At 43.1% G+C, this 24,922-nt stretch carries 23 protein-coding genes; 12 read left to right on the plus strand and 11 right to left on the minus strand.

Annotation, left to right across the window (positions count from 1 at the left end; genetic code table 11):
- Window positions 1-277 precede the first annotated feature (277 nt).
- Window positions 278-748 carry a GNAT family N-acetyltransferase gene (locus ISX59_RS14740; protein WP_032532008.1) on the minus strand — a complete coding sequence of 157 codons (471 nt, stop codon included), beginning with the start codon at window positions 746-748 and terminating at the stop codon, window positions 278-280.
- Between the two features lie 122 nt (window positions 749-870).
- Complete coding sequence (locus ISX59_RS14745) at window positions 871-1,764, minus strand: transporter (RefSeq protein WP_032532009.1); 894 nt, start codon at window positions 1,762-1,764, stop codon at window positions 871-873.
- A gap of 108 nt (window positions 1,765-1,872) precedes the next feature.
- Between ISX59_RS14745 and ISX59_RS14750 the strand changes: the two genes are divergently transcribed.
- From ISX59_RS14750 to dnaA, 3 genes are all read left to right on the plus strand, one after another.
- Window positions 1,873-3,126 carry an N-acetylmuramoyl-L-alanine amidase gene (locus ISX59_RS14750; RefSeq protein ID WP_032539692.1) on the plus strand — a complete coding sequence of 418 codons (1,254 nt, stop codon included), beginning with the start codon at window positions 1,873-1,875 and terminating at the stop codon, window positions 3,124-3,126.
- Window positions 3,127-3,145: 19 nt separating this feature from the next.
- On the plus strand, window positions 3,146-4,039 hold the full coding sequence (locus ISX59_RS14755) for an MlaD family protein (protein ID WP_005781423.1): 894 nt from the start codon (window positions 3,146-3,148) through the stop codon (window positions 4,037-4,039).
- A gap of 348 nt (window positions 4,040-4,387) precedes the next feature.
- Window positions 4,388-5,815: a chromosomal replication initiator protein DnaA gene (gene dnaA, locus ISX59_RS14760; RefSeq protein ID WP_005781424.1), complete on the plus strand. Its 1,428-nt coding sequence runs from the start codon at window positions 4,388-4,390 to the stop codon at window positions 5,813-5,815.
- Between the two features lie 72 nt (window positions 5,816-5,887).
- Here dnaA and ISX59_RS14765 read toward each other — a convergent pair whose 3' ends face one another.
- Complete coding sequence (locus tag ISX59_RS14765; protein WP_005808456.1) at window positions 5,888-6,676, minus strand: NADPH-dependent oxidoreductase; 789 nt, start codon at window positions 6,674-6,676, stop codon at window positions 5,888-5,890.
- Window positions 6,677-6,924: 248 nt separating this feature from the next.
- On the opposite strand from ISX59_RS14765, the gene ISX59_RS14770 reads away from it, so the two are divergent.
- From ISX59_RS14770 to ISX59_RS14790, 5 genes are all read left to right on the plus strand, one after another.
- A complete protein-coding gene (locus ISX59_RS14770; RefSeq protein WP_032539721.1) occupies window positions 6,925-9,468 on the plus strand; it encodes an adenosylcobalamin-dependent ribonucleoside-diphosphate reductase in 2,544 nt (847 codons plus the stop codon).
- 197 nt (window positions 9,469-9,665) lie between these two features.
- Window positions 9,666-12,368: a 4-alpha-glucanotransferase gene (locus ISX59_RS14775; protein WP_220576017.1), complete on the plus strand. Its 2,703-nt coding sequence runs from the start codon at window positions 9,666-9,668 to the stop codon at window positions 12,366-12,368.
- Between the two features lie 128 nt (window positions 12,369-12,496).
- Window positions 12,497-13,528 (plus strand): acyltransferase family protein, encoded by a 1,032-nt coding sequence (locus ISX59_RS14780; protein WP_005781433.1) that lies wholly within the window; start codon window positions 12,497-12,499, stop codon window positions 13,526-13,528.
- A gap of 51 nt (window positions 13,529-13,579) precedes the next feature.
- Window positions 13,580-13,948 (plus strand): dihydroneopterin aldolase, encoded by a 369-nt coding sequence (folB, locus tag ISX59_RS14785; protein ID WP_005781435.1) that lies wholly within the window; start codon window positions 13,580-13,582, stop codon window positions 13,946-13,948.
- Between the two features lie 23 nt (window positions 13,949-13,971).
- Window positions 13,972-15,393 carry a TlpA disulfide reductase family protein gene (locus ISX59_RS14790; protein ID WP_220576018.1) on the plus strand — a complete coding sequence of 474 codons (1,422 nt, stop codon included), beginning with the start codon at window positions 13,972-13,974 and terminating at the stop codon, window positions 15,391-15,393.
- Window positions 15,394-15,956: 563 nt separating this feature from the next.
- Here ISX59_RS14790 and ISX59_RS14795 read toward each other — a convergent pair.
- Genes ISX59_RS14795 through mtaB form a run of 4 tightly spaced genes read right to left on the minus strand, consistent with a single transcriptional unit; the run spans window position 15,957 to window position 19,722 of the window.
- Window positions 15,957-16,475: a methylglyoxal synthase gene (locus tag ISX59_RS14795; RefSeq protein ID WP_101603762.1), complete on the minus strand. Its 519-nt coding sequence runs from the start codon at window positions 16,473-16,475 to the stop codon at window positions 15,957-15,959.
- Between the two features lie 4 nt (window positions 16,476-16,479).
- Window positions 16,480-17,511 carry a glycosyltransferase family 2 protein gene (locus ISX59_RS14800; protein WP_220576019.1) on the minus strand — a complete coding sequence of 344 codons (1,032 nt, stop codon included), beginning with the start codon at window positions 17,509-17,511 and terminating at the stop codon, window positions 16,480-16,482.
- Entirely contained in the window at window positions 17,504-18,400 is an 897-nt protein-coding gene (locus ISX59_RS14805) for a lysophospholipid acyltransferase family protein (protein WP_032537576.1), read from the minus strand. Before ISX59_RS14805 ends, ISX59_RS14800 begins: the two co-directional genes overlap by 8 nt.
- Before the next feature lie 2 nt (window positions 18,401-18,402).
- The gene (mtaB, locus tag ISX59_RS14810) at window positions 18,403-19,722 is read right to left on the minus strand and encodes a tRNA (N(6)-L-threonylcarbamoyladenosine(37)-C(2))-methylthiotransferase MtaB (RefSeq protein ID WP_032539698.1); all 1,320 of its coding nucleotides are present in this window, start codon (window positions 19,720-19,722) and stop codon (window positions 18,403-18,405) included.
- Window positions 19,723-19,861: 139 nt separating this feature from the next.
- Here mtaB and ISX59_RS14815 point away from each other — a divergent pair, with 139 nt between their 5' ends.
- Complete coding sequence (locus tag ISX59_RS14815) at window positions 19,862-21,535, plus strand: long-chain fatty acid--CoA ligase (RefSeq protein ID WP_005808472.1); 1,674 nt, start codon at window positions 19,862-19,864, stop codon at window positions 21,533-21,535.
- A 158-nt stretch (window positions 21,536-21,693) separates the two neighbouring features.
- Complete coding sequence (locus tag ISX59_RS14820) at window positions 21,694-21,909, plus strand: hypothetical protein (protein ID WP_220576020.1); 216 nt, start codon at window positions 21,694-21,696, stop codon at window positions 21,907-21,909.
- Between the two features lie 237 nt (window positions 21,910-22,146).
- Here the strand turns inward: ISX59_RS14820 and rplI are convergent, their stop codons facing one another.
- From rplI to rpsF, 3 genes are read right to left on the minus strand one after another with little or no spacing between them, the layout of a single operon-like run.
- A complete protein-coding gene (rplI, locus tag ISX59_RS14825; protein ID WP_005781448.1) occupies window positions 22,147-22,590 on the minus strand; it encodes a 50S ribosomal protein L9 in 444 nt (147 codons plus the stop codon).
- Window positions 22,591-22,601: 11 nt separating this feature from the next.
- Complete coding sequence (gene rpsR / locus ISX59_RS14830) at window positions 22,602-22,874, minus strand: 30S ribosomal protein S18 (RefSeq protein ID WP_005781450.1); 273 nt, start codon at window positions 22,872-22,874, stop codon at window positions 22,602-22,604.
- A 2-nt stretch (window positions 22,875-22,876) separates the two neighbouring features.
- On the minus strand, window positions 22,877-23,221 hold the full coding sequence (gene rpsF / locus ISX59_RS14835; RefSeq protein WP_005781453.1) for a 30S ribosomal protein S6: 345 nt from the start codon (window positions 23,219-23,221) through the stop codon (window positions 22,877-22,879).
- Between the two features lie 161 nt (window positions 23,222-23,382).
- Here rpsF and ISX59_RS14840 point away from each other — a divergent pair, with 161 nt between their 5' ends.
- Window positions 23,383-23,829, plus strand: a complete 447-nt coding sequence (locus ISX59_RS14840; RefSeq protein ID WP_005781455.1) for a MarR family winged helix-turn-helix transcriptional regulator — start codon at window positions 23,383-23,385, stop codon at window positions 23,827-23,829.
- 138 nt (window positions 23,830-23,967) lie between these two features.
- On the plus strand, window positions 23,968-24,144 hold the full coding sequence (locus tag ISX59_RS14845; RefSeq protein ID WP_005781456.1) for a hypothetical protein: 177 nt from the start codon (window positions 23,968-23,970) through the stop codon (window positions 24,142-24,144).
- Between the two features lie 75 nt (window positions 24,145-24,219).
- Here the strand turns inward: ISX59_RS14845 and ISX59_RS14850 are convergent, their stop codons facing one another.
- Entirely contained in the window at window positions 24,220-24,921 is a 702-nt protein-coding gene (locus ISX59_RS14850; RefSeq protein ID WP_005781457.1) for a response regulator transcription factor, read from the minus strand.
- Between the last annotated feature and the right edge of the window lies 1 nt (window position 24,922).

Genomic DNA, 24,922 nt, shown 5'->3' on the forward strand with positions numbered 1-24,922 from the left:
TACCGGCTATAGATATACCAAACTAAATATACTCTTATAATTAATAACGGGGTAATAAGATAGTAAGAAAACAAAAATATTCACCGAATAATGAGCCTGATACACAAAGGTAACAAAAGGTAGCCAATCATAAAAACAAAGCTGGTAAAAAGAAAAAGATTGTTTTTCTTTTTACTACCACAGATATTTTGGCTCCAATAGAAGTAAGGTTTAGTTTGCTATATAAACAAAGGAATATACTAAACTTGTGGCAAACGTGTAAATGCCAGAAGTATCTCTAAAGATCAGCTGAGAAAGTGATATGTTTTTGGTAAACTCGTGTATGCTCCCCCCACGGATGATAGCAATCTCCTATATAATTAAAACAGAAATGTTCGTAATAGCCTATATGTTTTGTACACAAATATAAATCCCCAAACCCCAATTGTCGGGTATCTTTTTCTACGGTTTCGATTAATAATCTTCCATAATTATGTCCTCTATATCGCTCCTCTATGAATAAGGCAACCAGCCACGGATACAAATCCATTCGTGAATTAAAATCATTTGTTGCAAGTCCGGCACAACCTATTATTTCTTCGTTATCCATCAGAAGATAGAACTGTGGTAAGGGAGATTCTGACACCACACAGGTTCTAAAACAGTTGTCATAGACCATTTTACTGTTTTCGTCAGCCCATTTACTTTGGAAATAAGCAATCGCTTCCTCTAAATATTGAGGATTCTTTCGCAATGAAACAATATCCATAATTACATCCTTATTTATTTTCTGACGACATCGCCAGTATAGTAATCCAGTAATAAGTAGGAAAAAGGAAAAACAAAGGGACAAACAAAGTCCAACAGCTTCAAATCGGTATCTTACATTCTCTATTTCATATCATTCTTTCTCTTTTTCCACAATTGCCAGCTATTAATAATGTTTTGCCATAAAACATAACTCCCCGGTCCCACAGCCGAAAGTGAATTCAGATAAGTATGAGCCATCCAAATGGCAAGAATCGTATTCTTCTGCCCCAAAGCTTGTCCTCCACTGATTCGGTCATTATAGACACTACCCAAGGTTTTCCCTAAAAAGAATTGCAAGCAACAAGTTATCAAAGCAACTACTGCAATCATGATTTCCGTCAGTCCGTCCGCCGGATCGTTAATCAGCGAATAAATAGTTTGTGCCGTTACGATGGCAAGAGAAATACCCCACAAATAAAATGCTAATTCGTGATAGCTTAACAATACCTGATGAACTTTGGGAATGAACTTCTGCAGAAACCAGGCCACCAGAAAAGGACAAATCAACAATGGAAAGACTTTACTCAAAATAACCAGAAATGCATCTATAAAACTAATATCCGGATTTGCCTCTATTAACGGAAAGAAAATAGGAACTGCAACAGCTGCCCCAATATTTGCAATCAACGTATAAGTAGTCAGACTGGCAGCACTTCCACCCAATTTAGAAGTAATGACCGCCGCTGCCGTAGCTGTAGGACAAATGACACAAACCATTGCTCCCTCCGCTACAATTTTATTAAAACGATAAAGAAGAAGATAAACCGCCAATGAACCGAATATCTGGATCAACAAAAGCCACAAATGTAAGGGTTTAGGCTTTAGATCACAAGGAGATACTTTACAAAAAGTAAGCAGTAACATAGTGAAAATCAGTATCGGAGTCAAAAAAGAAAGGCTGATAAATACAGGATAACCAATGGCGCCTAACAACATCGCTACCGGAAGCGTCCAATTTTTCAAGAACTTCAGCATCGTTATATCATTTAAGTTTCGAGTGCAAAGTAAGGTAAAAAACTCAAAACTTAACACTAAATAGTGAGTTTTCAACAAAATTCTGCTACATTTGCACATTATTTTTATATGGAACTACGTAGACCACACATATTATATATACTGATTTGCCTTTGGCTACTCGTTTCTCCACTAAACGTCGGTAGTACCTGGGCAAAAGATTTTGTTGTCGTTATTGACGCCGGACACGGCGGTCATGATCCCGGAGCCATCGGAAAGATATCTAAAGAAAAAAACATCAATCTGAAGGTAGCATTGAAATTGGGAAATCAGATTAAGCAAAACTGCAACGACGTAAAAGTAGTATATACCCGCAGCAAAGATGTTTTTATACCACTGGATCGCCGTGCCGAAATTGCTAATAATGCCAAAGCCGATCTATTTATTTCAATCCACACCAATGCTTTAGCCAATAACCGGACAGCCAAAGGTGCTTCTACCTGGACATTAGGTCTGGCCAAATCGGATGCCAACCTGGAAGTCGCCAAACGGGAGAACTCTGTAATCCTATATGAAGATGATTATAAAACCCGTTACGCAGGTTTCAACCCTAATTCTGCAGAATCATATATCATCTTCGAATTCATGCAAGATAAATATATGGAGCAGAGTGTGCATCTGGCATCTCTGGTTCAAAAACAGTTTCGCCATCATTGCAAACGGATAGACCGTGGTGTACACCAAGCCGGGTTTCTGGTATTAAAGGCCAGTGCCATGCCAAGTATTCTCGTTGAGCTTGGTTTCATTTCCACTCCTGAAGAGGAACGCTATCTGAATACGGATGAAGGAACTACTACTTTGGCAAGAGGAATCTATCGGGCATTTCTGGCTTATAAAAGAGAACACGAAATCCGTTTGACCGGTGCCAGTCGTACCATTTTGCCAAATGATGACGAAGAAGCTACAGAAGCACCTGTGATTGCACAGACAGAGAGTACACAAGAAAAAGCAGCAGAAAGACCTAAAAACTCTTCACGCCCCAAAGAGTTAATGGCAGAAGCGAAAACTCAACGTCCAATTGTTGCAGAAAGCACAACAAACGACTCCGAAATTACGTTTAAGATACAAATACTTACTTCCTCACGTCCATTGGCCAAAAATGACAAACGACTGAAGGGATTGAAAGACGTAGATTACTATAAAGAAGGCGGAATATACAAATACACTTACGGGGCATCTCCTGATTATAACAAGGTGCTGCGGACGCGCCGTAATACGGTGACTCCATTATTTAAGGATGCTTTCATCATTGCATTCCGCAACGGAGAGAAAATGAATATCAATGAGGCTATAGCCGAATTTAAGAAAAGAAGAAATAAATAAAAAGACTAAATAACAAAACATGAAACTCATTACGAAAGAAGTCAGAATAGGAATAGCAGGTATTGCAGCCTTGTGCTTACTCGTTTTCGGAATTAACTATCTGAAGGGCATTAATATGTTTAAGCCTGCCAGCTATTTTTATGTAAAATTCCATAATGTAAACGGTCTGGCACAGTCCAGCCCGGTATTTGCCGACGGTGTCCGTGTAGGTATTGTCCGTGATATTGCCTATGATTACAACCAACCGGAAAATGTCATCGTGGAAGTAGAAGTAGACACTGATCTTCGCATACCGAAAGGAAGCTCTGCCGAATTGGTGCCCGAACTGATGGGAGGAGTAAGAATGAATATCTTATTGGCTAATAATCCGCGCGAACGTTATATGGTAGGTGATACAATTCCCGGAACTCTGAACAACGGAATGATGGAAAAGGTAGCAGCTATGATGCCCGCCGTAGAAAAGATGCTGCCTAAATTAGATTCTATCCTCACTTCACTGAACACGATTATGGCGGATCAAAGTATCCCGGCAACTCTGCATTCTATTGAAAAGACGACGGCCAATCTGGAAGTTACCAGCCGCCAGCTGAAAGTATTGATGAATAATGATATTCCACAATTAACAGGGAAGCTGAATACCATCGGAGACAACTTTATCGTAATCAGTGGCAATCTGAAAGAAATTGATTATGCCACTACGTTCAAAAAAATAGACGCAACCCTCAGTAACGTAAAAATGCTTACAGAAAAGCTTAACAGCAAAGACAACACCGTTGGTTTGCTGCTAAACGATCCACAATTATACAATAACCTGAACCAAACTACCATCAATGCAGCAAGTTTGCTTGAAGACCTGAAGGAACATCCCAAACGATATGTCCACTTCTCCCTGTTTGGCAAAAAAGATAAGTAGGTGAAACCTCTTAAATAGAATTTATCTAAATAAGCGCCTACAAAACAAGGACAGGATGAAATCCTTTAAAAGTCTATCCATAGACAGAAAGGATATCTGTACCGGCTATCAGGTTCAAGAATAGTATGTGGAAATTTATCTGATAAACAATTAATTAATAAGTAGTTACAAAAAAGCAATAGCTTCCGGCAAGGGGTATTTTACAGGAAAATGATAAGTCATTGAAAGTAAACACATTATTCTTTCAGTGAGAAATACAAGAAAAAAGAGATTTGTTTTTCTCAAATAAGATTCCCAATTTTGCAATCGTAGAAGTTTTGCTTAATTAATAAATGTATTACAGCCGCTATGAGTGAATCGAGTCATGTCGGCCTATGGAACCGCTGTCTTGAAATTATAAGAGACAATGTTCCTGAGTCGACATACAAAACATGGTTTGTTCCCATTGTTCCTTTAAAATATGAGGACAAAACGTTAATCGTACAAGTTCCCAGCCAGTTTTTCTATGAATTTCTGGAAGATAAATTTGTGGACTTGCTACGTAAGACGTTATATAAGGTTATAGGAGACGGCACTAAGTTGATGTACAATGTGCTGGTAGACAAAAGTTCAGGGACAACCGTGAACCAGGAGTCTACTACCCGCTCTACGGCTATCCCTCAGTCCGGACTCCCCCGGGTTGACGAAAGGAAAGCTCCGGGGTTATTGCGTGCTCCGGCTGTCCAAGACCTTGACCCACATCTAAATCCGAACTATAATTTCGAAACCTTTATTGAAGGTTATAGTAATAAACTTTCAAGAAGTGTTGCCGAGGCCGTTGCCGAAAATCCGGCCAAGACGGTCTTTAATCCGTTGTTTCTTCATGGAGCATCGGGAGTAGGAAAAACCCATTTGGCCAACGCCATCGGAACTCGTATAAAAGAGTTGTATCCGGACAAAAGAGTGCTTTACGTTTCAGCACATTTATTTCAGGTACAGTACACCGATTCTGTGCGCAATAATACAACGAATGATTTTATCAACTTCTACCAGACAATCGATGTACTGATCATTGATGATATTCAAGAATTTGCCGGTGTCACCAAAACACAAAATACTTTCTTCCATATCTTCAATCACCTACACCAAAACGGCAAACAGTTGATATTGACTTCCGACCGTGCTCCCGTATTACTGCAAGGCATGGAAGAGCGTCTGTTAACCCGCTTCAAATGGGGTATGGTAGCCGAACTGGAAAAACCGACTGTAGAACTCAGAAAGAACATTTTAAGAAATAAGATTCATAGGGATGGGTTACAGTTCCCTTCTGAAGTAATAGACTACATTGCCGAGAATGTAAACGAAAGCGTGCGTGATTTGGAAGGCATTGTTATTTCTATCATGGCCCACTCGACTATTTACAATAAAGAAATCGATTTGGATCTGGCACAACGCATTGTCCGCAAAGTAGTCCGCAGTGAAACGAAAGCTGTGACCATCGATGATATCATTAATGTGGTCTGCAAACATTTCGACTTGGAATCATCAGCCATCCACACCAAATCAAGAAAAAGAGAAGTGGTACAGGCACGTCAGGTTGCCATGTATTTAGCCAAGACACATACAGACTTCTCTACTTCCAAAATCGGAAAATTCATAGGCAATAAAGATCATGCCACCGTATTACATGCATGCAAAACAGTAAAAGGCCAGTGCGAAGTTGATAAAAGCTTCCGGTCCGATCTGGAAAACATAGAAACTTTACTAAAGAAAAGAAATATAAACAGTGAACGATAAACAGTGAACGATGAACATTTGCAACCAATCATGCAAGCTGTTCATCGTTCGCTGTTTATTAATCACCGCCAGTTATTGCCCATCATTCATAAAGCCTTGTTGGCGAAGTACTTTCAACAGATTTTCAGACATAAATTCATTATCCTTCTTTGTATAACGAACATCTGTAAACACTTGAGCCAAAGTCTCCTTATGATTCTCCTCTATAAACTGCTTATTCTCAGGTAAGGACTCCTTATAAGCATACAGCCGGTTTATATCTTCGGCTGTATAATCGTGATAACTCTCTTCATGTATGATACCTTCTATAGGCAGACGATCTACTTGTTTAGGAGATTCCGCCGGATATCCCACTGTTACAGTAGTAATGGGAAATACCAGTTCCGGCAAGTGTAAAGCATCAATTATCATTTGAGGATTGTAAGTAGTAGTACCCAAATAACAAATACCCAGTCCGGCCTCTTCGGCAAGCGTACAAAAGGTTTGTGCAACCAATAAAGTATCCATAGCCGCATTCAAAAAAGACATTAAATTATCATATCCCGGTTCCGCATTCCTTTCCTGACAATATTTGCAGAAACGACGGAAATCTGCGCAAAATGTCAACACCACCGGCGCAGACTTTATCATCGGCTGGTTAAAATGAGCCGGAGAAAGTATTTCTTTTTTCTCGGCATCACGAGTGACAACCACACTATAAAGCTGCATTCCGCCCATCGTAGAAGCACGAAATGAAGTTTCAAGCAAATCATTTAACAAATCCGACGTAATATCTTTTTGCTGATATTTGCGGATAGTTCTTCTGTTCTTAACTGTATCCATCATATCTTTTTTCTGCAAAGATATAAAAAGAATAATCATTCTATCTCATTTCCAATTTAGATTAATTTTCTTTTTGGAAAACTTCAGGCACTGAACAAAACCATCATTCATTTGTTTATCAATTGCTTATCATTTATAAACGGATAACTTAGTACCGGTTAATAAATTATCTCGTTTTTATTTTGATATACCAAAAAACATTCATAGCTTTGCAGGCACGTTTGTTAATGATAAGTAAGCTTCTACATATTTACTTATTAATAATGATATCTAAGACACATTGCATCGTGGAAAAGCAAATTTACTCTTACGAGGAAGCCTACGAAGAATCTTTACGATATTTTCAGGGCGATGAACTTGCTGCGCGAGTTTGGGTAAACAAATACGCAGTAAAAGACTCTTTCGGAAATATTTACGAGAAATCACCGAAGGACATGCATTGGAGACTTGCTAACGAAGTGGCCCGCATCGAGGCAAAGTACCCAAACGCACTAAGCTCCGAACAGCTGTTTGAGCTTTTTGACCATTTTAAGTATATCGTGCCGCAAGGCAGTCCGATGACAGGTATCGGTAACGATTATCAAGTTGCTTCACTTTCCAATTGCTTTGTGATTGGTATTGATGGTTCTGCCGATTCATACGGAGCTATCATCAAAATAGATGAAGAGCAGGTGCAACTAATGAAAAGACGCGGAGGTGTAGGTCATGACCTCTCCCATATCCGTCCCAAAGGTTCTCCTGTGAAAAACTCAGCCCTGACTTCTACCGGGCTGGTCCCATTCATGGAACGTTATTCTAATTCTACACGTGAAGTTGCCCAAGACGGACGCCGCGGTGCGTTGATGCTCAGTGTATCGATCAAGCATCCGGATTCCGAAGCATTCATTGATGCAAAAATGACAGAAGGCAAGGTTACAGGTGCCAATGTTTCAGTAAAGCTGGATGATGCATTCATGGCAGCAGCTGTAGAAGGCAGAAAGTATACCCAACAATACCCCATTGACTCTGACCATCCCACTACGGTGAAAGAGATCGATGCTTCCAACTTGTGGAAGAAGATTGTGCATAATGCATGGAAATCGGCTGAACCGGGCGTATTGTTCTGGGATACCATTATCCGTGAATCAGTGCCCGACTGTTATGCAGATTTGGGATATAAAACGGTTTCGACAAACCCTTGTGGAGAAATTCCTTTGTGCCCTTATGATTCTTGCCGCCTGTTGGCCATCAATCTGTATTCATATGTAGTCAACCCATTCACTAAAGATGCCTACTTTGACTTTGAGCTCTTCCATAAACATGTAGCACTGGCTCAGCGCATCATGGATGATATCATCGATCTGGAATTGGAAAAGATAGAACGCATCATGGAGAAGATAGATCTGGATCCGGAAAACGAAGAAGTGAAACACACTGAACGCGGTTTGTGGGAAAAGATTTATAAGAAGAGCGGTCAGGGAAGACGTACCGGTGTCGGTATCACTGCCGAAGGCGATATGCTCGCCGCACTCGGAATGCGTTATGGAACAGAAGAAGCGACTGACTTCTCTGAGAAAGTACACAAAGCCGTAGCACTGGGTGCTTACCGTTCATCGGTGGATATGGCCAAAGAGCGTGGTGCATTCGATGTATACGATACGGAAAGAGAAAAGAACAACCCGTTCATCAACCGTTTGCGCGAAGCTGATCCGGCATTGTACGAAGACATGAAGAAATATGGTCGCCGTAACATTGCGTGTCTGACCATCGCTCCTACCGGAACAACCAGTCTGATGACTCAGACAACCTCAGGTATCGAGCCTGTATTCCTCCCGGTATATAAACGCAGAAGAAAAGTGAACCCGAATGACACCAACGTACGCGTTGACTTTGTAGACGAAACCGGAGACGCTTTTGAAGAATACATCGTGTTCCACCACAAATTCGTGACCTGGATGGAAGCGAACAGTTACGATCCCGCCAAACGATATACTCAGGAAGAGGTGGACGAACTGGTGGCCAAGTCACCTTATTATAAAGCAACTTCAAACGACGTAGACTGGTTGATGAAAGTCCGTATGCAAGGCAAAATCCAGAAATGGGTAGACCACTCCATCAGTGTGACCATTAACCTGCCGAACGATGTAGACGAAGAACTGGTGAACCGCCTGTATGTCGAAGCATGGAAGTCCGGTTGTAAAGGCTGTACGGTTTACCGTGACGGTTCCCGTTCAGGAGTGCTTATCTCTGCGAAGTCCGACAAAGACAAGAAAGAAGAGCTTCCTCCTTGCAAGCCGCCAACGGTAGTCGAAGTACGTCCGCCGGTACTTGAAGCTGATGTTGTGCGTTTCCAGAACAATAAAGAGAAATGGGTAGCTTTGGTCGGCCTGCTCGACGGCAGACCTTACGAAATATTCACCGGTCTGCAAGACGACGACGAAGGAATCATTATTCCGAAAAGTGTAAATACCGGACGCATCATCAAGAATGTTGATGAGAACGGAAACAAACGTTACGACTTCCAGTTTGAAAACAAACGCGGATACAAAATGACAATCGAAGGTCTGTCCGAGAAGTTCAACAAAGAATATTGGAACTATGCCAAACTGATCTCAGGTGTGCTCCGCTGGAGAATGCCGATCGAACAAGTCATCAAACTGGTAGGTTCGCTACAATTGGACAGCGAAAACATCAATACCTGGAAGAATGGTGTAGAACGTGCGCTGAAGAAATATGTGCAGGACGGAACGGAAGCTAAAGGCAAAAAATGTCCGAACTGCGGAAATGAGACATTGGTTTATCAGGAAGGTTGCCTCATCTGTACCACTTGCGGTGCATCCAGGTGCGGATAAAAAACAAACCTGTAAATGATTAATATATAAGCAAAAGCATTGAAAGGAGCCTCTTGGCTCCTTTCAATGCTTAATAACATAAACAACACAAACGTTTGCATACTATTTTAAAGTAGTTCGATGAAAGTAAAGATACGACATACGTAGAATATTTCTATACTTGCAAAATCATTAGTCAAAAATTAAATCTAATATATATGATAGTATCATTTCATATTGAGTATCGCACAAGTTGGGGAGAAGAAGTCAGAATATTAGGTTCTGTACCCGAACTTGGAAACAATGATCCGGATAAAGCTATCTCCCTCACCACAGTAGACGGTATCCATTGGAGCAGTGAAATAGCTCTTCAATCACCGGCAGAAGGAGTTATAGAATACAGTTATCACATTTATCGCGACAATAAGAACATCCGTACTGAATGGAACTCTTTCCCCCGGCGTGCCTACCTGCCTGCGGATGACAAAAAAAGTCTGCGCATCAATGATTGCTGGAAGAACCTTCCGGAGCAGCAGTATTTCTACAGTTCGGCATTCACCGAATCGCTTCTGGCACACCGTGACCGGAGTGCAACCCCCAAAAGTTACAAAAAAGGATTGATGATCAAGGCTTATGCTCCACGCATCAACGGCAACTACTGTTTGGCCATCTGTGGCAATCAGAAAGTCCTTGGCAACTGGAATCCGGACAAAGCATGGCCTATGAGCGACATCAACTTCCCAGAATGGCAAGCCGAATTGGATGCATCTAAACTGGAATTTCCATTAGAGTACAAATTTGTATTATATAATAAGGAAGAGAAGAAAGCTGAAGCTTGGGAAAACAATCCTAACCGTTACATGGCTACCCCCGAGATCAAAGCAAACGAAACACTGGTTATTTCCGACCGATATGTCTACTTTGACGTTCCGGCCTGGAAAGGTGCAGGAGTGGCCGTCCCCGTATTTTCACTCAAATCGGAGAAAAGCTTCGGTGTAGGAGACTTCGGAGACCTGAAACGAATGGTAGACTGGGCAGTCAGTACCAACCAGAAAGTGGTACAGATCCTACCGATCAATGACACCACCATGACCCATACATGGACAGATTCCTACCCTTACAATAGTATTTCCATCTATGCTTTCCACCCGATGTATGCCGACCTTAAACAGATGGGTACCCTGAAAGATAAAGAAGTCGCTACCGCTTTCAACCAAAAACAGAAAGAGTTGAATTCACTTTCTGCCATCGACTACGAAGCAGTGAACCGGGGAAAATGGGAATATTTCCATCAGCTATTCAAGCAAGAAGGAGAAAAAGTATTGGCTTCGAAAGCCTTCCGTGATTTCTTTGAGGCCAACAAAGAATGGCTGCAACCCTATGCTGCCTTCAGTTATCTGCGTGACGTATACCGGACACCAAACTTCCGCGAATGGCCTAAATATTCGGAATATAATGCACAAGAGATTGAAGAGCTTTGCCGTCCCGGTACGGAAGTCTACCCCAATATCGCCATCTATTTCTATATACAGTTCAACCTCCACTTACAACTGCTGGAAGCAACCACATATGCCCGCGAGCACGGAGTGGTACTAAAGGGAGATATCCCTATCGGCATCAGCCGCAACAGTGTGGAAGCCTGGACAGAGCCCTATTATTTCAATCTCAACGGACAGGCCGGTGCCCCACCCGATGATTTTTCTGTCAACGGGCAGAACTGGGGTTTCCCCACCTACAATTGGGACGTAATGGAAAAGGATGGCTATAAATGGTGGATGAAACGTTTCCAAAAGATGGCCGAGTATTTCGACGCTTACCGCATCGACCACATTCTGGGATTTTTCCGCATTTGGGAAATCCCGATGAATGCCGTGCATGGATTACTGGGGCAGTTTGTTCCCGCACTGCCCATGAGCCGTGAAGAGATAGAAAGCTACGGACTACCTTTCCGCGAAGAATTCCTGACGCCTTATATCCACGAGTACTTTCTCGGACAAGTGTTTGGTCCCCACACCGACTACGTCAAACAAACCTTTATTGAGCCGACCGACACGTACGAAGTGTACCGCATGCGTCCGGAGTTCGACACTCAACGCAAAGTGGAAGCTTTCTTTGCCGGCAAGAACGATGAAGACAGCATATGGATCAGAGACGGATTGTACGCCTTGATAAGCGACGTACTGTTTGTGCCCGACCGTAAGGATACGAACCTCTTTCATCCGCGTATCGGAGTACAGCACGACTTCATCTACCGTGCCCTGAACGATTGGGAGAAAGCAGCATTCAACCGGCTTTACGATCAGTATTATTATCATCGCCATAATGACTTCTGGCAACAACAAGCCATGAAGAAACTGCCACAACTGACTCAGTCGACCCGCATGCTGGTATGTGGTGAAGATTTGGGAATGATACCGGATTGCGTGGCATGGGTGATGAACGACCTACGCATTCTGAGTCTCGAAATCCAGCGGATGCCCAAGAACCCGGCTGAAGAGTTCGGTCGTCTGAACGAATACCCGTATCGCTCGGTTTGCACATTCTCTACCCATGACATGTCGACTTTACGCGGATGGTGGGAAGAGGATTATCAACAGACTCAACGTTACTACAATCAGATGCTGGGGCATTATGGTGCCGCCCCTGCCGTAGCAACACCGGAACTGTGTGAAGAAGTGGTCCGCAACCACCTCTACAGTAACTCCATCCTTTGCATTCTGTCACTACAAGATTGGTTATCGATGGACGGAAGATGGCGCAACCCGAACGTGCAGGAAGAACGGATCAATGTCCCTGCCAATCCCCGTCACTACTGGCGTTACCGGATGCATCTGACACTGGAACAGCTCATGAAAGCCGAAAGCCTGAATGAGAAAATCAGAGAACTGGTTAAGCAAACCGGCAGAAATCCGGAAAAATAATATCCGTCAGTTTCCCAAGGAAGAAAAAGAACAAAGAGAGAAGAGCGAACCGGTGTGTTTTTCGCTCTTCTCTCTTGCTTTTCAGTAATATTCAGTATCTTTGCTGCACCAATGCACAAACAGTCAGAATGGGAGACGACAAAAACAAACGAATTGATTTTGTAGACTTGACGAAAGGAGTCTGCATCATCCTGGTGGTGATGGCACACATCGGTGGAGCTTTCGAAAAGCTCGATTACCATTCGATGATCGCCAGTTTTCGTATGCCCCTTTATTTCTTTATCTCAGGTATCTTCTTCAAGTCGTACGAGGGGCTTTTCGGATTCTTCATCCGGAAGATAAACAAATTGATCGTCCCCTTCCTCTTTTTCTATCTCAGCGCATTCCTCCTGAAGTATATTGTATGGAAAATTGCTCCGGGTGTATTTCAACTCCCGGTCAGTTGGACAGAGCTTTTAGTTGTGTTTCATGATCATGCCCTGATCAAGTTCAACCCTCCTATCTGGTTTTTACTGGCACTTTTCAATTGCAATATCCTGTTCTATCTGGTCCACAGCCTGCGCGACCGGAAGTTAGGTTTAATGTTTGCCCTCACCCTCCTGATCGGAATCGCCGGATTCTATATGGGTAAACACCAGATCGAACTGCCCTTGTACATAGACATAGCCATGACCGCCCTGCCCTTCTATGTGGCCGGATTCTGGATTCGCCGTTACAACTTTTTCCTCTTTCCCCACCGTTTTGACAAACTGATTCCGCTATGTATCCTGGCAGCCTTGGTCGTGATGTACTTCACCGCCACGTTTGTCGGTATGCGTACCAACAATTATGCAGGCAACATTTTCCAGTTCTGGGCCTCAGCGTTTGCCGGCATCTTTATGATTATGCTTTTCTGCAAAAAGTTTAAAAAGCTCCCTGTCATCTCTTATCTGGGACGTTACTCGGTCATTACATTGGGAATACATGCCCCCCTTTTACATTTCGAATATCCGGTTGTCAGCCGGTTTATCCATAATGAATGGGGACAAGCCATTGTCTTGCTATTGCTCACCCTGACAATCTGCATTGCCGCAACTCCCATATTTCTGAAACTGATTCCGCAGGCTGTGGCGCAAAAAGACTTTATCAAAACCAAGCAATCGCAACAACAGGAATCATAATTGCATTTATTATCTTATCTTTGCCAGAAGACAATATCAATCTTTATATTTATGACTACCCACTATTATATCTTTTTGGAAAACGTCCGTTTCTACAGTTATCATGGAGTAGCTCCACAAGAGACTGCGATTGGCAACGAGTTCATCATCAACCTGAGGTTGAAAACCGACTTTGGCAAAGCCACCGAAACGGATGAAGTAGAAGATACCGTCAGCTATGCAGACATACACGCCGCGCTGAAAGAAGAAATGGATATTCCCTCTAAACTGCTGGAACACGCCTGCGGACGAATCGTGAAAAGACTCTTCCGGGACTTCCCGAAAATCAGTGAGATAGAAATCAAACTGTCGAAAAGGAATCCGCCCATGGGAGCAGACATCGACTCTGCCGGAGTAGAGATGCATTGCACGAGAGACTGAATCAACATTAATATACTAATACGATGAAAAACCTTTTATTAATCCTCCTGTTGTTGCTAACGGGAGAAATCAGCGCACAACAAACTGCGACAATTGTAGTCAAGACCACCCCGGACAACGAAATCGCTTACTGGCCTACAGGAAAAGATCACCTGTTCTTCATTACCTTGGGCACTAAGGCACAAGCTGACCCTCAGGGGCAGTTCGTTCATGAATTCAGCGTGAGCCGTCCCACTACGATTCATGTATGGGCCAAAGGGAATAATTCTTTCACGCTCTACCTGACACCGGGAAGCAAAGATACTATCGCTGTGGCCAAAAACACGATCAACTTCAGTGGCACCAACCGGGTCTACAACCGATGTCTGAAAGCGGTGGACGACTATCAGCAATATAGCGACAATCTGATATACATGCAGCCTCACGAACTCGAAGGGGTGACTTCATTGGAACAATATCATCAGTTGGCAGATGCCAGGATGAAACAGGCACTCGACTCTGTAAATGCCTCCGGACTTGATAAAGAGTTTCTCGCAGAGCAGCATGCACACATCGATTACACCCATCGGTCTATCTTTCTGCACGTCGCAATGTATCTGGTGAAAAATGAAAACTTTACCGAAAATTGGCGTAAAGAACTTGCAGAAATCATCAATCAACCCGTAGACAGTGATTATCTGCGTTCCTACCGCGGAATCGGACTCTTTATAAACGACTTGATCGGCGCACAATTCATAAAACTGGAAAATGGCAAACCCGAAGAGATAAAGGACTATTGCGCCTTCCGCTTCGACCGCTACCGGAAATTCTTCAAAGGCGACAATCTGCAATATGCACAAGCGCTACTTATCTACGAAGACGAATTTCAAACAAGAAATACTCCCTCAATCCCCCAACTATACGAAAGATATAAGGCCGAATTCCCCAATAGCCCCTTTCTATCTGTTCTTGAACCGGGCGTTAATAAAAACCTCCGCTTCCAAAACAGCCGCATCGACGACAAGGACTATCACATTCTGCCTTGCGACTCCACAGTTGAAAATCTGGAAGATGCGGTAAAACCCTTCAAAGGCAAAGTGGTCTATATCGACGTATGGGCTACCTGGTGCGCCCCATGCATCAAAAAGTTCCAATACCTACCCGCCCTCAAAGAAAAAACACATAACATGGACATTGTGTACCTATACATCTCGATAGACCGCCCTCAGGACAAGGAGAAATGGGAGAAAACCATCGGATATCACCAACTGAAAGGCTATCACTTATTGGTAAACGAAAAGTTAGGAAAATCGTTGTATGCCGAACTTGGAAACGAACGGCAAATACTGAGTATCCCCTGCTTTGTAGTTATTGATAAAACAGGAAAAATAGCTATCCGACACGCAGCCGCCCCGGACGAACCGGAAAAGGTAATAGAACAGTTGAGCACCTATTATAATGAGTGAAAACATATTCTCGACCGGATCATTGGAAAAATAAAAACAGGCAAAAGCTTGACTTCTGCAAGAAAACAGAGTATCTTTGCCTATGTAGTCATAAAGTATATTCGAATTAGAATACGGTAATAGGGAGGAATAAATGTTTCTCCCTATTTTTTTGTACCTGCATCAAAAAATTCCGGAAGAGCGTTGGTTTGAAGCCTGCAGAGCCGGTGTTTCCCCCATTTAGAGCCTGAGTTTTACTCATTCAGACGGTTGCTTCCGATACTTTTCCCGGTATGTCGGGACACATTTCCCGGCATGAAAATGTGTTTTCATCAGAAGATAATCTTTTTTCTCCTATTGATAATCAACGGCGGGAAAGATGAAGGCTTGGAAGTTAACAATACATAAATCTGCTCTTGACAAAAACAGAAAGATAAACGACAGGCAAAACCGATACGCCACAAAGTAGATGTACCACCGAACGCACAGAGGGCACGGAGTTATTATATAGTAATTCTATATAATTAAAGCTCCGTGCCCTCTGTGTACTCTGTAGTGAAATATACTTGCAGCCGAATAGGCTCTTATTTCTTTCTCTTTCTTTTCTTTACCGATTCTACTGCTTCGGTAACTACCGGTTGGTTTTCGAAACGTTTCGTATAGCCGGAGTAGTCCGGATGTGTCCGTTCGTAATCCGGATCAACAAAGAGCGGACTCGAAATAATATGATCGGCAGTGGAACGGTTGCAGCAGAAAACAATGTTCTCTACACTTGCCAGACGGGTCAGTGCCTTTACATCCGTGTCGTGCGGTTGCAGGGTCATCGGGTCAGTGAAGAAGAAAAGATAATCGATCTCTCCGTCCACAATACGCGATCCCATCTGCTGGTCACCCCCCAAAGGACCTGACTTCAGAATGGTAAAATCCCATTCCACATCGGGATGTTTCTCTTTCAATGCTTCCAATATCAGCGTACCGGTGGTACCTGTACAATAAAACTTATGTCCCATCAATAACTCCGAGTTCCAAAGAACCCATTCAATCAGGTCTTTTTTCATAGCATCGTGTGCTACCAGCCCGATTCTTCGAATTAGTTTTTCCATAACGTTATCCTTTAAAATCTGGTAATTGCGAAAAGAACTTCCGCCCTTTCACATAGAACTGCACTAAGATACTACTTTTTATCCGTTCGGGAATAAAGTGTGAGGAAGTTTTTCTGAGATTCTCCATTCTTGCATCCCGGAAGCTATCGCGCAATTGTTTAAATTCACGACGGGCATGGAGAACGGCCTTTGCGTTGGGCAGCTGTCCTTTAAGAACAAACGTAGCTGCCGCAATGTAATCGAGCCAGCAACGTACCCGCATCACTCCGGGCAACTCTTCATCCGGAAGATTCTTATAGAGCATGACAAGATTATTACGAAAGTTGAGGAAGGTTTTATGCGGATTCTCTTTTTTCAATGTGGCCCCTCCTACATGATACACCGTACTTTGAGGAATGCAAACGATCCCCCGTCCACGGGCACGAAGCCTCCAGCAAAGGTCTATCTCTTCCATATGAGCAAAGAAACGCCCGTCAAGCCCGCCTGCCTCACGATAATCTGCCAGACGAATGAACAGGGCGGCACCGGTAGCCCAGAACACGGGGAATACTGTATCATATTGTCCTTTATCCGCCTCGACCACTCCCATCACCCGTCCCCGGCAAAACGGATAACCATAACGGTCGATGAATCCGCCGGAAGCGCCGGCATATTCAAACAGGTCCTTTTGTCGCCAACTGAGTATCTTAGGCTGGCAGGCAGCAACCTCCGGATGGGTATCCAAATAATCAGCCATCGGTTGCAGCCAGTGCTCTGTTACTTCTACATCAGAATTCAGCAGAACTACATATTCGGCTTCCACCTGTTGGAGGGCAAAGTTATAACCGTCGGCAAAACCATGATTTTCATCCAGCAGAATCTGGCGAACCGAAGGGAACTCGTGCCGCAGCATCTCTACCGACTGATCTGTAGAACCATTATCAGCCACACAAACTTCCACACCTTCCGCCTCGGAATGCCGGAGTACGGAGGAAAGAAACGAACGGAGCATTTCGCAACCGTTCCAGTTCAATATAACGACAGATATCTTATTCATCTTTCTTTTCGGGGCGTTTCAGCTTCCAGCGCTTATGTGACCAAAGCCAGTAAGCAGGTTCCTTCCGGATGGTCTGCTCCAATCTGCGGGCAAAGATTTCGGTAATCTCACCATCGGCGGTTTCTTTCGGACGATCGGTGACCAGATCGAACTCTACGCGGCAATACCCTCTCCGCTCCTTGCGCAACTCACAATAGAAAACCGGAAAGTCCATCATCTTGGCAATGCGCTCGGCACCATCCATGAACACCGTGTCCTGATTCAAAAAAGTAGTCCAATGGTGCGCCTCGTTCGTATTGGGCGATTGGTCGGTAATCAGTCCGATAGCCATCTTCTTGCCGTCACGTCTCAGCCTGATCACTTCGCGGGCGGTGGAGTGCTTCGGCACATTGTACCCTCCGAAGCGGCTGCGGATGTACTTGAAAAGACCATCCAGATAAACATCTTTCAAAGGTTTGTATACCTGTACAGGTACATCGCCGGGACGCATAATCATTCCCATCCCCGTAATCCATTCGAAATTAGCATAGTGGGGGATCAGCAGGACAATCCCGCCCCGTTCGTCAATCATCCGGAGATAAGCTTCCTTGTTTTCGTAAGTCATACGTTTGCAAAGCTCTTTCTCGGACATGCGCAACATTTTCACATCTTCGAGCATATAGTCGCAAAGGTAATGATAGAACTTACGTTCAATGGCCTTCAATTCTGCTGCCGACTTCTCCGGAAAAGAGTTCTTCAGATTGGTACCCACCACCTTTCTCCGGTAACCGATCACGTGGTACAACCAGAAGTAAATAAAATCGGACAGAGCATACAACACCGGAAACGGAAGAATAGCCAAAAGCCACATCCCCACATAGGTTAACAAATAAAGAAGTTTCGATTTCATGTTTATTGTGTTATAGTTCCTTTCAGTGCAGTGCCATCTTCGTTAAAATCTCCCAAGAGAACATTTACAACTTGATTATCCAATGCCGGGTCACTTTCCACCTCTACACGAATGTAGTTTGCCGTAAAGCCGTGCATAGGCGCTCCTGCCTTAGGTTTCTCCATCAGGACAGGCATAGTCTGGCCGATATGACGGGCATAGAAGTCCTTCGTTTTCCCATCCGACAACGCAAGCAAACGCTGGCTTCGCTGATGCTTCGCCTCAGGAGTCACCACATGGTCTATCTTCAGTGCCTGGGTACCGGGACGTTCCGAATAACTGAACACATGCAATTGCGTGATATCCAGTCCGGAAATAAATTCATAGGCTTTCTCAAAATACTCGTCGGTTTCGCCACGTGTACCCACAATTACGTCCACGCCGATAAACGCATCAGGCATCACCTCTTTTATCTTTGCAATCTTCGAAGCAAAAAGTTCCGTTCCATACCGACGGCGCATCAACTGGAGCACTTCATCGCAACCGGACTGCAAAGGGATATGGAAATGAGGCATGAAGCTACGGGAGGTGGACACATATTCTATAATCTCATCCGTCAGCAGATTGGGCTCAATAGAAGAAATGCGATAACGCTCAATGCCTTCTACCTGATCGAGCGCTTTCACCAAATCGAAGAAAGTCTCGCTGGTAGATTTTCCGAAATCTCCGATATTGACTCCGGTCAGCACAATCTCTTTCCCACCTTCGGCAGCAGCCTGCCGTGCCTGCTCCACCAAAGATGCGACAGTCCCGTTGCGACTCCGTCCACGGGCAAAAGGAATGGTACAGTAAGAACAAAAGTAATCGCACCCATCCTGTACTTTCAGGAAAAAGCGGGTACGGTCACCTCTTGAACAAGACGGGGCAAAGGAACGGATATCTTTCGTTGCGGTTGTATAAGCCTCTCCTCCTTCGTGTTTATGCAAGTCGCCCAGGTATTGAAGCAGGTCTTTCTTTTGTTCCGCACCAAGCACAACGTCCACTCCCTCTATCTTTGCCACATCACCGGGTTTCAACTGGGCATAGCAACCTGTCACCACCACAAACGCACCGGGATGTTGTTTCACCAGGCGGTGAATAGCCTGACGGCACTTCTTGTCCGCCATCTCGGTCACCGAACAGGTATTGACAATGCAAAGGTCAGCCTTTTCACCTTTCCGGGCCGTACGCACACCTGCCTCACGCAGGATTTTACCAATCGTCGAAGTCTCTGAGAAATTCAGCTTGCAGCCTAAAGTATAGTAAACGGCTGTCTTATCTTGAAATACAGTGGTATCTATCATAATCTGTAAAAACGCATATTCGGTACAAAGTTACACATTATTATTAGGAGTAAAGATGCAGAAGGAGTTAAAAGGAGTTAGAGGTTTTCTATTCTGAAAGTTTATACCTACTTTTGCACAAATCTTCAAAAAACGTGCAATGATAAAAGAAAACTTTATAAAACTCTACGAAAATAGTTTCCGTGAAAACTGGGATTTGCCCTGCTACACCAATTATGGTGAACCGGAAAGTTATACTTACGGTGAAGTAGCCGAAGAAATAGCCAAACTTCATTTGCTTTTCAAGCACTGTAGTTTGCGCCGGGGAGATAAAATCGCAGTCATCGGAAAAAATAATGCCCGTTGGTGCATCGCTTACATGGCGACCATTACCTACGGGGCCATCGTAGTACCTATCTTGCAAGACTTCAATCCGAATGATGTACACCATATCGTAAATCATTCTGAATCTGTCTTCCTTTTCACCAGCGACACCATCTGGGAAACTTTGGAAGAAGAACGACTGACCGGCATCCGTGCCGTCTTTTCACTGACAGACTTCCGTTGCCTGCACCAACGCGATGGCGAAACGGTTCAGAAATTCCTGAAACATATCAATCAGTGCATGGAAGAAACTTACCCGAAAGGATTCCAAAAAGAAGATGTCCTTTACACCACCTTGTCCAACGACAAGGTTATGTTACTGAATTATACCTCCGGCACTACCGGATTCAGTAAAGGAGTAATGCTGACCGGCAACAACCTGGCCGGTAATGTGACTTTCGGTATCCGAACGGAATTGCTAAAAAAAGGTGATAAAGTGCTCTCTTTCCTCCCACTTGCCCATGCTTACGGATGTGCTTTCGACTTTCTGACAGCTACGGCAGTTGGCACGCACGTAACCCTGCTTGGCAAAGTTCCCTCCCCCAAAATCATAATGAAAGCTTTCGAAGAGGTCAAACCCAACCTGATTATCACAGTACCGCTTGTCATCGAGAAGATCTATAAAAATGTAATCCAACCCATCATCAGCAAGAAAGGCATGAAATGGGCGTTGAGCATCCCCCTTCTCGACAGCCAGATATACGGACAGATTCGCAAGAAGCTGATCGATGCCCTTGGAGGACGTTTCAAGGAAATTATTATCGGCGGAGCCGCTATGAACCCGGAAGTAGAAGAGTTTTTCCATAAAATCAAGTTCCCTTTCACCATTGGCTACGGCATGACGGAATGTGGGCCGCTCATCAGTTATGCTCCCTGGGATAAATTCGTCCCTTCCTCATCAGGTAAAATACTCGATATCATGGAAGCCCGTATTTATAAGGAGAATCCGGAAGCCGGTACCGGAGAAATACAAGTGCGTGGAGAAAACGTAATGACGGGATATTATAAAAATCCGGAAGCCACCCGCGAAGTTTTCACTAAAGACGGTTGGTTGCGCACCGGGGACTTAGGCACTATGGACGATGAAGGTAATATTTTCATCCGTGGCCGCCTGAAGACGATGATACTCAGTTCGAGCGGACAGAACATCTTCCCCGAAGAAATTGAGGCTAAACTTAATAATCTGCCTTTCATTCTCGAAAGTCTTATCATAGAACGAAACAAGAAACTGGTTGCCTTGGTATATGCCGATTATGAAGCGCTGGATTCTTTAGGACTCAACCACGAAGATAACCTGAAAACGATTATGGACGAAAACCTGAAGAATTTGAATAATAGCGTGGCAGCCTACGAAAAAGTAAGCCAGATTCAACTCTACCCCACTGAGTTTGAGAAGACTCCGAAAAGAAGTATCAAACGCTATCTATATAACAGTATAGCAGAAGATTAGATATGTTTTAAAACATACAAAAAAACATAATGAAACATTCTTCTAAAAAAAAAATAAAAAAAAGTTGGGTTTAGGAGTACAACATATGCAAAAAGTACATACCTTTGCATCGTTTTAATAAGCAATTGATTGTATTACAGATTTAAAAAGCAAAGAAAATGAAAAAATTAGTTTTGATGTTCGTAGCTATCGCAGCAGTATCATTCGCATCTTGTGGTAACAAAGCAGCTAACGCTGAAAAAGCAACTGCAGATTCTATCCGTATCGCTGACTCTATCGCAGCAGTTGAAGCAGCTGCAGCTGAAGCAGCAGCTCAGGTAGCTGATACTACAGCAACTGACTCTACTGCAACTGAAGCAGTTGTAGCTGAATAATCTCGAACAACATTAGAGAGAATTGAAAGTCTGCCGTGCAAAAGCACGTACAGACTTTTTTTATATCCGTACCTTTCCATTACGGAAGTCGTTTCCTCCACATCTCCCCTTCTTCAACACTGGGCACCTCTGCCGGGTATCTCTTTATTTATAAACAAAGACACTCTCCCAATAATCTCTCAAAAAAAAAAGGACATCCCGTTTTGGAATGTCCCTTCTCAATGTCATATGATAGGCTTATTCAGCTACTACTTCAAAAGGAATTTCTACAGAAACTTCTTTGTGCAGTTTAACGATAGCTTTATAAGAACCAACTTCTTTTACAGCGTCTTTTACAACGATGATCTTTCTGTCGATTTCGTGACCCAACTTAGCCAATTCCTCAGCGATCTGGATGTTACCAACAGAACCGAAGATAGTACCGGTTGAGCTAACCTTTGTAGCGATAGTCAAAGATACACCTTCCAACTTAGCAGCCAGTGCTTCAGCATCTTTCTTGATTTTCTCAAGTTTGTGAGCACGCTGTTTCAGTTCTTCAGCCAACATTTTCTTTGCAGAAGGAGAAGCAATAACAGCTTTTCCGGTGGGGATCAAGTAATTACGACCATAACCAGACTTAACAGTTACGATGTCATTCTTATAACCCAAGTTTACTACGTCTTCTTTCAATATAATTTCCATACTTTTCCTCCTTATTTCATCATGTCAGTTACAAATGGAAGTAACGCCAGGTGACGTGCTCTCTTCACAGCCTGCGCAATACGACGCTGGAACTTCAAAGAAGTACCGGTGATACGGCGCGGAAGGATCTTACCCTGCTCATTCAAGAATTTCTTCAAGAATTCAGGATCTTTGTAGTCGATATACCTAATACCACTCTTTTTGAAACGGCAGTATTTTTTCTTCTTAACGTCTACTGAAGGCGGAGTTAAATATCTGATTTCTGATTGAACTTGTTGTGCCATGATTAATCCTCCTTTTTGTTTGATTTAACACTTCTTCTCTTTGCAGCATATTCTGCAGCGTATTTATCCATTCTGAAAGTCAGGAAACGGATTACGCGTTCATCACGACGGAAATTTAATTCCAACTTGTCAATAACAGTAGGTTCTGCATTGAACTCAATCAGCTGATAGAATCCTGTAGACTTCTTCTGGATTGGATAAGCCAGTTTCTTCAGTCCCCAGTTTTCTTCATTGATAATCTCAGCACCTTCAGCCTGAAGAATGCCTTTGAATTTTTCTACCGCTTCCTTCATCTGAACATCAGACAAAACGGGAGTTAAAATGAAAACGGTTTCGTATTGATTCATACTCGTTTTAATTAAATAAATAAATTATTTGATTTTAAAAATGCGGTGCAAAGGTAGGCATTTTATTTTGAACTGCAAACATTTAATCTTTTTTTATGCCACGGGATAGGATTTGTCGAAGAAGACATTTATCTTTGCAAAGTTGCTTAAACAATAATTTCATGATCGAACAATTTAATTTTGATATCAGACTAATCTTTGCTATCCTGAATGGCAAAGTTTCTGCCGCCATCAACCGTAAGCTATACCGTAACTTCAGACAGAACGGTCTGGAGATCAGCCCGGAACAATGGACGGTTCTTATTTTTCTCTGGGAAAAAGACGGAGTGACCCAACAAGAGTTGTGCAATGCAACTTTTAAAGATAAACCGAGTATGACCCGCTTAATCGACAATATGGAACGCCAGCATCTGGTTGTCCGTATCTCCGACAAAAAGGACCGTCGTACCAATCTGATCCACCTGACCAAAACAGGAAAAGAACTGGAAGAAAAAGCCCGTGTTATAGCCAACCGGACACTGAAAGAGGCGTTGCACGGCATCACAGTCGAAGAATTAAGCGTAAGCCAGGAAGTATTGAGAAAGATATTTTTCAATACCAAAGATTAATCAATACGGAGAAGTGAAAGCAACCAAATCAACTATTTATGGCTAATTAATGGTTTTTTTGCGAAAATAATTTCGCTCGTTAAAGAATTATGCGTTAATTTGTGACTGGAATATAATAATCTATTAAAATACACACACATGAAAGGCTTATTAAAGAATTTAGGATTGATATTAATCTTAGTCGGAATAATCATTCTGATTGTTTGTTCTCTGACCGGAGACGTGAACAACAACGCTATCCTGGGAGGCTCGATAGTATTGGTGGTACTCGGACTCATTTCTTACATTGCGATCAATAAAAGAATTGCGGATTAATATTTTCAACAGAAATAAAAAAGCCGGAAAACGAATGTTTTCCGGCTTTTTTATTTCTGTATATCCCCCTCTCCATTATGATTCCGGTTCGGGGGTAATCAACTTGTAACCTTTTCCGTGGATGTTGATAATCTCAATCGAATCATCATCCTTCAGGTGCTTACGCAGTTTGGTGATATATACGTCCATACTACGGGCATTGAAATAGTTATCATCAATCCAGATAGTCTTCAAAGCAAAGTCACGCTGCAAAATCTCGTTGGCATGTGCACACAACAATCCCAGCAATTCCGATTCCTTGGTAGTCAACTTAGTTTGTTTGTCACCGATAGCCAGAATCTGCTTTTGTGTATCAAACGTAAACTTACCGATCTTATAGATATTGCTTTCTTTGTTCTTCTTTCCACGAACACGTCTCAAGATCGCTTCAATTCTGAAAGTAAGTTCTTCCATACTGAAAGGTTTGGTGATGTAATCATCCGCACCGATCTTAAATCCTTCCAGAATATCCTCCTTGAGTGTCTTTGCAGTCAGGAAGATAATCGGAATTTCAGCGTTGGCCGCACGAACCTCCTGTGCCAGCGTGAAACCATCTTTCTTAGGCATCATCACGTCGAACACGCACAAGTCATATTTATTCTTCAGGAAAGCCTTAAATCCGGCTTCTCCATCAGGATACAACTCAGCAGAGTAACCTTTCGCCTGTAAATATTCTCTTAAAAGCATGCCAAGATTTTCATCATCTTCGCATAATAAAATACGCAGTTTCTCGTCCATA

Origin of the sequence: Bacteroides sp. FSHCM14E1 (assembly GCF_019633785.1) — a bacterium.
In the GTDB taxonomy this organism is placed as follows: domain Bacteria; phylum Bacteroidota; class Bacteroidia; order Bacteroidales; family Bacteroidaceae; genus Bacteroides; species Bacteroides hominis.

Coding starts and splice junctions, on each gene's coding strand:
- ISX59_RS14740 (WP_032532008.1), bottom strand. CDS start 748: ATGGATATTGTTTCATTGCGAAAGAATCCTCAATATTTAGAGGAAGCG.
- ISX59_RS14745 (WP_032532009.1), bottom strand. CDS start 1,764: ATGCTGAAGTTCTTGAAAAATTGGACGCTTCCGGTAGCGATGTTGTTA.
- ISX59_RS14750 (WP_032539692.1), top strand. CDS start 1,873: ATGGAACTACGTAGACCACACATATTATATATACTGATTTGCCTTTGG.
- ISX59_RS14755 (WP_005781423.1), top strand. CDS start 3,146: ATGAAACTCATTACGAAAGAAGTCAGAATAGGAATAGCAGGTATTGCA.
- dnaA (WP_005781424.1), top strand. CDS start 4,388: ATGAGTGAATCGAGTCATGTCGGCCTATGGAACCGCTGTCTTGAAATT.
- ISX59_RS14765 (WP_005808456.1), bottom strand. CDS start 6,676: ATGATTATTCTTTTTATATCTTTGCAGAAAAAAGATATGATGGATACA.
- ISX59_RS14775 (WP_220576017.1), top strand. CDS start 9,666: ATGATAGTATCATTTCATATTGAGTATCGCACAAGTTGGGGAGAAGAA.
- ISX59_RS14780 (WP_005781433.1), top strand. CDS start 12,497: ATGGGAGACGACAAAAACAAACGAATTGATTTTGTAGACTTGACGAAA.
- folB (WP_005781435.1), top strand. CDS start 13,580: ATGACTACCCACTATTATATCTTTTTGGAAAACGTCCGTTTCTACAGT.
- ISX59_RS14790 (WP_220576018.1), top strand. CDS start 13,972: ATGAAAAACCTTTTATTAATCCTCCTGTTGTTGCTAACGGGAGAAATC.
- ISX59_RS14795 (WP_101603762.1), bottom strand. CDS start 16,475: ATGGAAAAACTAATTCGAAGAATCGGGCTGGTAGCACACGATGCTATG.
- ISX59_RS14800 (WP_220576019.1), bottom strand. CDS start 17,511: ATGAATAAGATATCTGTCGTTATATTGAACTGGAACGGTTGCGAAATG.
- ISX59_RS14805 (WP_032537576.1), bottom strand. CDS start 18,400: ATGAAATCGAAACTTCTTTATTTGTTAACCTATGTGGGGATGTGGCTT.
- mtaB (WP_032539698.1), bottom strand. CDS start 19,722: ATGATAGATACCACTGTATTTCAAGATAAGACAGCCGTTTACTATACT.
- ISX59_RS14815 (WP_005808472.1), top strand. CDS start 19,862: ATGATAAAAGAAAACTTTATAAAACTCTACGAAAATAGTTTCCGTGAA.
- ISX59_RS14820 (WP_220576020.1), top strand. CDS start 21,694: ATGAAAAAATTAGTTTTGATGTTCGTAGCTATCGCAGCAGTATCATTC.
- rplI (WP_005781448.1), bottom strand. CDS start 22,590: ATGGAAATTATATTGAAAGAAGACGTAGTAAACTTGGGTTATAAGAAT.
- rpsR (WP_005781450.1), bottom strand. CDS start 22,874: ATGGCACAACAAGTTCAATCAGAAATCAGATATTTAACTCCGCCTTCA.
- rpsF (WP_005781453.1), bottom strand. CDS start 23,221: ATGAATCAATACGAAACCGTTTTCATTTTAACTCCCGTTTTGTCTGAT.
- ISX59_RS14840 (WP_005781455.1), top strand. CDS start 23,383: ATGATCGAACAATTTAATTTTGATATCAGACTAATCTTTGCTATCCTG.
- ISX59_RS14845 (WP_005781456.1), top strand. CDS start 23,968: ATGAAAGGCTTATTAAAGAATTTAGGATTGATATTAATCTTAGTCGGA.
- ISX59_RS14850 (WP_005781457.1), bottom strand. CDS start 24,921: ATGGACGAGAAACTGCGTATTTTATTATGCGAAGATGATGAAAATCTT.